Genomic DNA, 9443 nt, shown 5'->3' with positions numbered 1-9443 from the left:
TATAAATGATAAGATAGAAGTGTAAAGAAATGATTATTTAAGAATGTATAAAATTGCTTAAATAAGGTATAATTGCCTCAAAAAGGATTAGAGGTAATTATGATTATAAAAGCTAATATTTATTCTGAGATTGAAATTAATAAGTTAGAAGATCTTCATAAATTAAAAACGCTTATGGAGGAGAATAATTTGAAAGTAAATAAAAGTCAAATTGCTAGAGAACTTGGAGTTGATCCTAGAACTGTAGGGAAATATTTAAATGGATATATAAAATCTCACCATAGAAACAGGAAATCTAAAATTGATGATTTCGAACCAATAATAAAGTCAATTCTTAGTGAAGAATCAATTCAAATCTTTTATTACAAACGAGTTTTATGGCAGTATTTAAAAGATAATCATAATCTCGACTGTGCACAGTCTTCGTTTAGAAGATACATATCTAGTAAGCCTGAATTTAATGATTATTTTAAAAGAAGGCAAAAAAGACATATATCTAATAATTCTATCATGAGATATGAAACAGACAAAGGACATCAAGCACAATTGGACTGGAAAGAAAATATTGAATTTGTATTAAATACTGGTGAAACAATTAATATTAATATATTTGTGTTAATTCTCTCGTATTCACGATTTAGAATTTATAGACTTTCTTTAGATAAGTCACAAGAAATATTATTTTCATTTTTAAATGAATCATTTGAAATATTTGGAGGTGTACCTCATGAATTATTGACAGATAATATGAAAACTGTTATGGATGAAGCGAGGACAAGTTATAAGAAAGGTAAAGTAAATAATAAATTTCAATAATTTGCAAATGATTATGGATTTAAAGTCCGTCCCTGCATAGCAGGAAGACCAAATACAAAAGCCAAAGTCGAAGCTCCTATGAAGTTGCTTGATGAAATTAGAGCTTATAATGGAAAACTTAATTATGAAGAACTTATAAGATTAGTTGAAAAACTTAATAATAGAATAAATAGTTCGTGCCATACAACTACAGGAAAAATTCCAGTTTTACATTTGCAAAAAGAAAAAGATTTCTTACTTGAACTTCCAACAGAACAAATAAGAAATCAATACAACATTACCACTACAAGTGTTAAAGTTAATCGCCAAAGCATGATTTCATATAAATCAAATCAATATTCTGTACCACCAGAATATATAGGCAGAAAACTAAAACTGCAAGTATATGATAACCAACTACATTTATATTATAACACAGATTTGGTTACTATTCATGAAATAAAAAGTCAGTATTTAAATTATCATGATGATCATTATTTAAAAATTAGTGCCTTAACATTTAAAAGTGAGAAATATGAAATGATTGAAATGGCAAAAAATAATTTAAAATTGATAGGAGAAGTATATAAAAATGAATAGTACATACAATCAACTTGTTAAAAATTTAGAATATTTAAAAATGAAACAAATGATCAACCATTTAGATGAAGTAATTGATTTTACAACAAAAAATAATCTATCTTTTGTTGATGCATTGATAAAATTGACCACTCATGAAATAGATTTTAAAGAAGCTAATATGGTAAAAGCAATGGTAAAAGTAGGGGCATTTCCTCATAATAAAGAAATTAAAGACTTTGATTTTAACTTTCAGCCTAGTATTAATAAAGACCAGATATTAGATTTTGCTACGCTTCGATTTTTAGAAGCTGATGAAAATATAGTATTTTTAGGCTCAAGTGGTGTTGGAAAAACTCATTTAGCAACATCTATTGGTATCGCTGCCGCAAAGCGAAGATATAGTACATATTTTATTAAATGTAATGATTTATTACAGCAATTAAAAAGAGCTAATTTAGAAAATAGACTTGATTCAAGGCTTAAACACTTTAGCAAATATAAGCTGCTAATTATTGATGAACTTGGATATTTGTCAATAGATAAAGAAGATTCAAAACTATTTTTTCAGCTCATTGATATGCGTTATGAGAAAAAAAGCACAATACTTACTACCAATATTAATTTTAATGCTTGGGACGATATTTTTTATGATCCTATAATTGTTAATGCTATTTTAGATAGAATTCTTCATCACGCACACGTAGTTTCAATTACTGGAAATTCTTATAGATTAAAAGATCATTTAAATTTTGAAGAGAACTAAAAATTACATTCTTAAATGATCAAAAAATCACATTTTAATATTGACATTTATATCCATCCAGCTGCGTTCTGTATTGCGCTGGCAATAAACATTTGTTTCAATCTGATTGACTGTAGGTATAACTTTGTTGTAAGCAATCAAGTCAAGTAGCTGATCAGGTTCAAAATTAGAAACGCCGATGGAACGTATTTTACCATTTGCATAAAGTTTTTCAAGAACTCGCCATGCAGCATAATAATTTGCAAAAGGCCAGTGCAGAAGCAGAAGGTCAATATAATCTGTTTGTAGATTCTCAAGTGATTGCATGACAGAGCGCTCTGCATTCTCATAATACTTGAAATTTACTTTTGTGACAAGAAAAATTTCCTTTCTGTTAATGCCAGATTGCTTTATACCTTTTCCAACTTCTTTTTCATTTCCATAGGCTTCTGCAGTGTCAATCATGCGATATCCTGTTTGAATTGCAGAAGATACTGCATTAATGCAAGGCTCACCGTTCAGCATAAAGGTACCAAAGCCCATCAAAGGTATTTCAATTCCGTTGTTAAGTTTCAAGTATTCCATAATAATTCCTCTATTTTGATGTATTGAACAAGTTTTATTTTCGTGATACCATAATTGTAATAAGTTCGTGTAACACGAAGTCAATAATTTTTTGAATATAAAATTATGTATTTTATTTTTTAGGAGAGACTCATGTATTATACAATCAAACAACTTGCAGATATGTTTCACATAACAGAGCATACAATACGATATTACACAGATATTGGTCTTCTTCCTTGTAAGAGGGATAGCGGCAATCGCAGAATATTTGATGAGGAGTCAGTAAATTGGATGCAGGGTATTTCCTGTTTAAAAGGATGTGGTGCTTCTATTGAAATAATCAAAAAGTACTGTGAATTATGCAAATGTCCAGAATCAAAAGAAAATATGGAAGCAAGATATCAGATTATTTTGAAACAGAGAGAAGAAGCACATAAGAGGTTAGAAGAAGCAAAAGCAACCGTTGAGTATATGGATAAAAAAGTAGAACATTATCAGGCAGTATTGGATGGTTTGATACGAGATGATACCAACCCAGTAAATTGGACTAATGACACACGACCAGAACAGCATAAAAAATAGACGATTGATAATTAAGGATTTTCCCCACTTGTGGGGAAAGATGATTATATTTTTGAAAATTTGATTAAATTTAATTTGATATTTGTATGACAGTTTTTAGTTTAGAAAGATAAAAAATATTAAATTAATGGCAAGATAATAAGCATAAGATATAGTGACAAGGGAGTTAATATATAGAAAATTCAGTATAATTTGTGGAGTGATTGATACTGAAAATAGCATAACTTTATGGAGGGAAAAAAATGAAAATAAAATCAGTTGCAGTTTTAGGTGCAGGTGCAGTTGGTTCATATGTGATATGGGGACTTTCAGCACTTGATACAATAAATTTAGGTGTTGTTGCAGAAGGAGAACGTGCTGAACGCTTGAAACAAAAAGGATGTACTATTAATCATGTTACTTATCATCCACAGGTATGGACACCACAGGAAGCAAATGGTGTTGATCTGCTCATCATTGCATTGAAATATGGAGCACTGCCAGGAGCATTGGAAAGTATAAAGACAATTGTTGGCGATAATACAATTGTGATGAGCCTTATGAATGGTGTGGATAGTGAAGAATTGATTGAAAAAAAAGTGAACAGTTCTAATATTTTGTATTCTTTAATCAAGGTGGCTTCACATAAAGAGGAAAATGGCTATTGTTTTGATCCTGATACTACTATAGGAATTATTTTTGGTGAACTTATTCCTCCATATGAAAGTGAACGAGTATGTGCAATAGAAGAACTTTTTGCAGATACAGGAATTCATTTTCGTCATACAAAGCATATAAGGGAGGAGATATGGAGTAAATTTCGATTGAATGTATGCAACAATTTACCACAGGCAATTTTAGGAGCTGGTGCAGGCTGTTATAGAGACAGTACTCATATGGAAGCAATAAGAAATGGACTAAGACATGAATTGGAAGCAGTTGCATCTGCAAAGGGAATTGATATGAGTAAGGCAGACGAATCATCAGGACATGGAAGTGCAGTTCCGCCTTCTGCACGTTATTCTACACTTCAGGATTTGGATGTAGGAAGACATACAGAAATTGATATGTTTTCAGGTGCTTTGATAAAAATGGGAAAGGAACTGGATGTGCCAACACCATATAATGAATATACATATCATATGATAAAGGCATTAGAAGAAAAGAATGATGGTCTTTTCAATTACACAGATAAAAACAAAAAAGCTACATATTCAAAATAATTATTTATGCAAAATTGAGTGTTTTTCCATGAAGAATAAAATATTTCCAAGTTTTCTTTGATTTTTATAAGTTTTAAATAAATTTGTAATTGGAATGTAATTTTAGAGTCTATATATAATTTTTTTAATATTGTAACATTGATATAAGATAAACTTTGAATGTGATTTTAATACTGTAATATATATGGAAATTTAGATTTCATGAGAAAACTGAAGCTGTCACACAGAGAATAATTATGCTATATATAGCAGTTAGACTTCTTAATGTAACAGCTTCAGTTTTTTTAAAAATAAAATATCTTATCCTCAGAAAACTGGACATAGACAGTATCATAAAGTTTAAAATTAAAATCATCTTTAGATATTGTAAATTCAATAGGTTTCATTTCAGAATTTATATCCTTTTTTATATATATTGTAAGATCAAAAGGATTTTCAATTATATTTGAAATTATGAAAGGATATGTATTTATAGCAGAATTATCATATGAGATTTTTATATTATGAGATCTTATGCATAAATAGCTTATATCATGTGGTATCTCATTTTTAAAGTTATATTCGTATCCAAAATCCTCTGCCATTATGCTGTGAGTTCCTGTTTTTAAAGCATGAGATATATTCTTACAGCCTGTCAGTTTAGCTTCAGCTATAGTTTTTGGATGTTCAAAAAGATCATGTTTATTTCTTTTATTTAATGAACAGCCATTTTGATATACAATTATTTCATCACATATCCTATAAGCTTCGCCTATATCATGTGTAACAAAAATTACATTTTTATTGAAATCCTTAATTATTGAAATAAGTTCCTTTTCCATGTTATTTCTAAGCTGGGTATCAAGAGCTGAAAAAGGTTCATCTAAAAGCAGTATGTCAGGAGAAGTTATAAGCGCTCTTGCAAGTGCTGCTCTTTGCATCTGTCCTCCTGAAAGCTGCCAGGGATACCGATTTTCCAAACCTGAAAGATTGAATTTTTCAAGATAACTGAGCATAAGTTTTTCTTTTTCATCTTCTGATATATCTTTAATTCCTATTTTTATGTTATCTCTAATTGTCATTGTTGGAAATAAAGCGTAGTTCTGAAACAGATAACCTGTCTTTCTCATTTGGGGAGAAAGATTTATTTTTTTTTCTGAATCAAAAAGAACTTTGTTATTTAATATTATTTTTCCTTTGTCTGGAGTAATCAGTCCAGATATGCATTTTAATGTAATGCTTTTTCCAGAACCTGATTCACCTAAAAGTCCTAAAACGCCACTGTCATTTTCAAATTTCACCTTCAGATTAAATGAGGAAAACTGCTTTTCTATATCTACATATAGAGACATTATTTTGTCCTGCTACTTAAAATGTAATCAAATATAAACATTCTAAGAGTTTTACTGCTTCAACGTATCTGTTTTTGCTATAAAAGCTACTTACATTTGGTATAATACTCCACAGTCGTAAATTCCCGACTAGCCATCGGTACATACTTATAATAGCTTTATTGTGCTATTTTATAAGTTAAACAATCTCTTAAATTAAGACTTGCATTATAATCTCTATCCTCAATATAACCACAATCGCATTTATATACTCTATCTTTAAGTTTTAAATCTTTCTTGATAGAACCACAACAATGACATAACTTGCTTGATGGATAAAATCTATCTGCAATTCTTAACTCAATCCCTAAAGCATTACATTTATTAGTTAACTTATTTCTAAATTTATAAAATTTCTGCCCTGCTACTGCTTTAGATAAATGCTTATTCTTCATCATACCTTTTACATTTAAATCTTCAATAGTAATAAAACTTGGTTTTTGTTTTACTATATTTGAAATTATTTTATTAATGTAATCAGTTCTTATATTATTTAGTATATTATGAAGTTTTTGTACCTTAACTATTTTATTGTTTATATTAGACTTAGTAGCAGTTCCTCCTTTCTTATTTTTATTTCTTAATTTTAAACTTTCATATTTTCTTGAAAGTCTCTTTTGTTCTCTTTTTAATTTCTTCTCTAATTTTCTTATTCTTTGTGTTTTATTTATATTTTTATAAGCATTACCATCAGAACATATTGCAAAATCCTTTAAACCTAAATCAATTCCTATACCATCATTTGCATTCTCTTGCAGTTTAATATCAGTATCAATTATTACTGATACATAATATCTATCTGCTTTTTTAGATACAGTCCCATTAATTATTTTTGCTCCAACTGGAATATAACCATATTCTTTTAACCTTACATTCTTTAAGGTAGGAATCATTAACCTATGACGTTCTATTTTCCAATCACCTTTATTATTTTTAGGAAAATATAATTTAACATCTGATTTACTTTTCTTTTTAAATCTAGGGAACTTAGATTGACCTTTAAAAAATCTTTTATATGCAATTTCTGCATTTTGAATAGCTTTCTTTCTAGCTTTTGAACCACAATCATTTATCCATTTGAAATCATCCAATATTTTAACTTCGTTATTTATATATTTATCAAAATCATTAGCTGACATAAATGCTTTTTCTTTGGATATTATTCCTTGTTTATACTGTTCATATAGTTCTTTATTTTTAGCTAAATATGAATTATATAACCATCTGCAAATACCAATAGACTGATTAATTTTCTCAATCTGTTTTTGTGTTGGCTTTATCTCTGTTTTGTATGCTCTTTTCAACTTCTAAATCCTCCTTAATTTTCTTTTTATATTTTCTTAAACCATATATTCTACATGAAAATACATGCAATATCGAAATTATATCTTGAACCAGTTCTTCTTGTGGAGATAAACTCTCATTATTTACAATAATAAATTTAACACCAAATTTATTAAGAAATCTTTCAAACCAGTCAAATCCAAATCGAATAAACCTATCTTTATGTGTAATTATTATTGTACCTATTTCATTGGTCATACATTCATCTATAAGTTTATTCCATTGTTTTCTATTATAATTTAAACCACTTCCATAATCTTCTATAACAGTATCGACTATAATTCCTTTTGCATTAGCATATTGTCTAAGAAATTCTACTTGATTTTTTAAATCATCTTTTTGGTTAGAAGTTGAAACTCTTGTATAAATAACTGTTCTTTTATTTGAACTTATTATTCCCATATATTTTTGATATTGCTCATAAGTATAATATCTTCTATTATTTGGAGTTCTGTATGCTTTTAACTTTCCTGTATTATCCCATCGTTGTAAAGTTAATATTGATACATTTAAAAGCTCTGCAAATTCTTTAGGTTTATAATTTTTACTCAAATACAATCACCTCAGATATATTATGTTTGATTATATTTGAATATATTCTTAATAACTATTGCATTCCTCCTTCCAGTCAATTTAAGCTGAGCTTCAGACCAGTAATTCAATGCAAGAATTGATATTAATGAAATTCCTGTTATGAGAAGAACCCATAATAATGCTTTTTTCATATCTCCGCCTTCAACAGCAAAGAATATGGCAAGAGGCATTGTCTGTGTCTTTCCAGGAATATTTCCTGCCAGCATTAAAGTTGCACCAAATTCACCCATAGCCCTTGCAAATGAAAGAACAAGTCCTCCTATAATTCCAGGCCAGGCAAGGGGAAGGACGATTTTCCGAAATATATTGAATTCACTTAATCCAAGTGTTCTTGCAGCAAAAACCAGATTTATATCAATCTGCTCAAAAGCAGATCTTGCACTTCTATACATCATTGGGAAGGAAACAGTGACAGCAGCAATAACAGTTGCAGTCCATGAAAATATAAGTGTCTTATCAAATAAGAGCAGAAATTTTCCTACTGGGCCATTTTTTCCACACAGCAAAAGAAGAAAAAATCCTACAACAGTTGGAGGAAGTATTAATGGAAGTGTGAGAATTCCATCAATAAGTCCTTTGCTTTTTCCTTTAAAATTAGCCATGAAATACGAAACTGCAATGCCTATAAAAAAAGTAATAACTGTTGATAATAATGAAGTTTTTAATGAAATCCAAAGAGGCGAATAATCAGCGGTCATAATGAAAAAAGCATCTCCCTTCAGATATTTTAAGATATTTCATATTCATACCTTTAAGCCATTTCATATCCATATTTTTCAAAGATTGATTTGCATTTATCGCTAAATAAGAAATCTTCAAATTCTTTTGCATCTTTTTCATTTTTAGTGCTGTTTATTACAGCAGCTGGATAAGTAATTGGAGAATGTGAGTCTTCTGGAAGCGTTTCGATTATCTTTGCACTGTCAGAACTTAAAGCATCATTTTTATAAACAAATCCAACCTCTGCATTACCTGAAACTGTCCATGCAAGAACTTCCTTAACATCTTTTGCAAAAGTAAGTTTTGAAGAAACAGAATCTTTAAGGTTTAAATTAGTAAGAACTTCATCAGCATATTTTCCAGCAGGAACACTTGAAGGTTCACCTACAGCTATGTGTTTTACATAATCACTTGTAAGGTCATTTACACTTTTTATCTCTGTATCTGAAGGACCAACTAGTACAAGCTGATTTTTCACAAGATTTTTATTTGTATCAGAAATTAATAAGCTTTCATCTGCTAATGTTTTCATTTGAGACTGACCAGCAGAAATAAATACATCACAAGGAGCTCCCTGTTCGATTTGTTTTTGTAATGACCCAGAAGAGCCAAAATTAAAAGTAAGAGTAACATTTGGGTGTTCTGTTTTATATTCTGATTCAATATCCGCCATGGCTTCTTTTAAACTTGCAGCAGCAGAAATTGTAAGCTGAACGTCTTCTTTATCATCAGTTTTTCCACTTTCAGATTGAACTGTATCTGTATTTTTTTGTTCTGAACCTGAATTTTGAGAATTGTTTCCACATCCTATAATAGCAGCACTTAATGCACATGCCATAAAAGCACATAAAATTTTTTTTATATTTATCATAATTGAAAGCCTCCTGATTACAAATAGTATTTTTACTATAAAAATAGATTACTCGTTCAAATTTATAAATAATT

The 9443-nt window shown here is 29.2% G+C and carries 9 protein-coding genes and 1 pseudogene; 4 read left to right on the top strand and 6 right to left on the bottom strand.

The genetic code is table 11. From position 1 onward, the window contains the following. Window positions 1-99: 99 nt before the first annotated feature. Window positions 100-1395, top strand: a pseudogene (gene istA / locus Q0F58_RS14975) (IS21 family transposase). Then, the gene (gene istB / locus Q0F58_RS14970; RefSeq protein ID WP_294378240.1) at window positions 1388-2140 is read left to right on the top strand and encodes an IS21-like element helper ATPase IstB; all 753 of its coding nucleotides are present in this window, start codon (window positions 1388-1390) and stop codon (window positions 2138-2140) included. Before istA ends, istB begins: the two are co-directional and overlap by 8 nt. A gap of 27 nt (window positions 2141-2167) precedes the next feature. Here istB and Q0F58_RS14965 read toward each other — a convergent pair whose 3' ends face one another. After that, entirely contained in the window at window positions 2168-2704 is a 537-nt protein-coding gene (locus Q0F58_RS14965) for an aldo/keto reductase (protein ID WP_294378238.1), read from the bottom strand. A gap of 132 nt (window positions 2705-2836) precedes the next feature. Here Q0F58_RS14965 and Q0F58_RS14960 point away from each other — a divergent pair, with 132 nt between their 5' ends. Together Q0F58_RS14960 and Q0F58_RS14955 are read left to right on the top strand one after the other, a co-directional pair. Continuing rightward, complete coding sequence (locus Q0F58_RS14960; RefSeq protein ID WP_294378235.1) at window positions 2837-3268, top strand: MerR family transcriptional regulator; 432 nt, start codon at window positions 2837-2839, stop codon at window positions 3266-3268. Between the two features lie 242 nt (window positions 3269-3510). Then, window positions 3511-4470 (top strand): ketopantoate reductase family protein, encoded by a 960-nt coding sequence (locus Q0F58_RS14955; protein WP_294378232.1) that lies wholly within the window; start codon window positions 3511-3513, stop codon window positions 4468-4470. A 284-nt stretch (window positions 4471-4754) separates the two neighbouring features. Here Q0F58_RS14955 and Q0F58_RS14950 read toward each other — a convergent pair whose 3' ends face one another. The 5 genes from Q0F58_RS14950 to modA all read right to left on the bottom strand — a co-directional run bounded on the left by Q0F58_RS14950 (window position 4755) and on the right by modA (window position 9369). Then, window positions 4755-5801: a sulfate/molybdate ABC transporter ATP-binding protein gene (locus Q0F58_RS14950; protein ID WP_294378230.1), complete on the bottom strand. Its 1047-nt coding sequence runs from the start codon at window positions 5799-5801 to the stop codon at window positions 4755-4757. A 158-nt stretch (window positions 5802-5959) separates the two neighbouring features. Continuing rightward, window positions 5960-7144, bottom strand: a complete 1185-nt coding sequence (locus Q0F58_RS14945; protein ID WP_294378227.1) for a transposase — start codon at window positions 7142-7144, stop codon at window positions 5960-5962. After that, window positions 7095-7736, bottom strand: coding sequence for an IS607 family transposase (locus Q0F58_RS14940; RefSeq protein ID WP_294378224.1), 642 nt, complete (start codon window positions 7734-7736; stop codon window positions 7095-7097). The genes Q0F58_RS14945 and Q0F58_RS14940 overlap by 50 nt, the downstream gene beginning before the upstream one ends. 20 nt (window positions 7737-7756) lie before the next feature. Then, window positions 7757-8476, bottom strand: coding sequence for a molybdate ABC transporter permease subunit (modB, locus tag Q0F58_RS14935; RefSeq protein WP_294378221.1), 720 nt, complete (start codon window positions 8474-8476; stop codon window positions 7757-7759). Between the two features lie 53 nt (window positions 8477-8529). Beyond that, window positions 8530-9369, bottom strand: coding sequence for a molybdate ABC transporter substrate-binding protein (modA, locus tag Q0F58_RS14930; RefSeq protein ID WP_294378218.1), 840 nt, complete (start codon window positions 9367-9369; stop codon window positions 8530-8532). Window positions 9370-9443 lie beyond the last annotated feature (74 nt).

Origin of the sequence: uncultured Clostridium sp. (assembly GCF_934754915.1) — a bacterium.
GTDB lineage: Bacteria > Bacillota > Clostridia > Clostridiales > Clostridiaceae > Clostridium.
The sequence above is the reverse complement of the archived record's forward strand: the minus strand, read 5'-3'. Positions and strand labels throughout refer to the sequence as shown.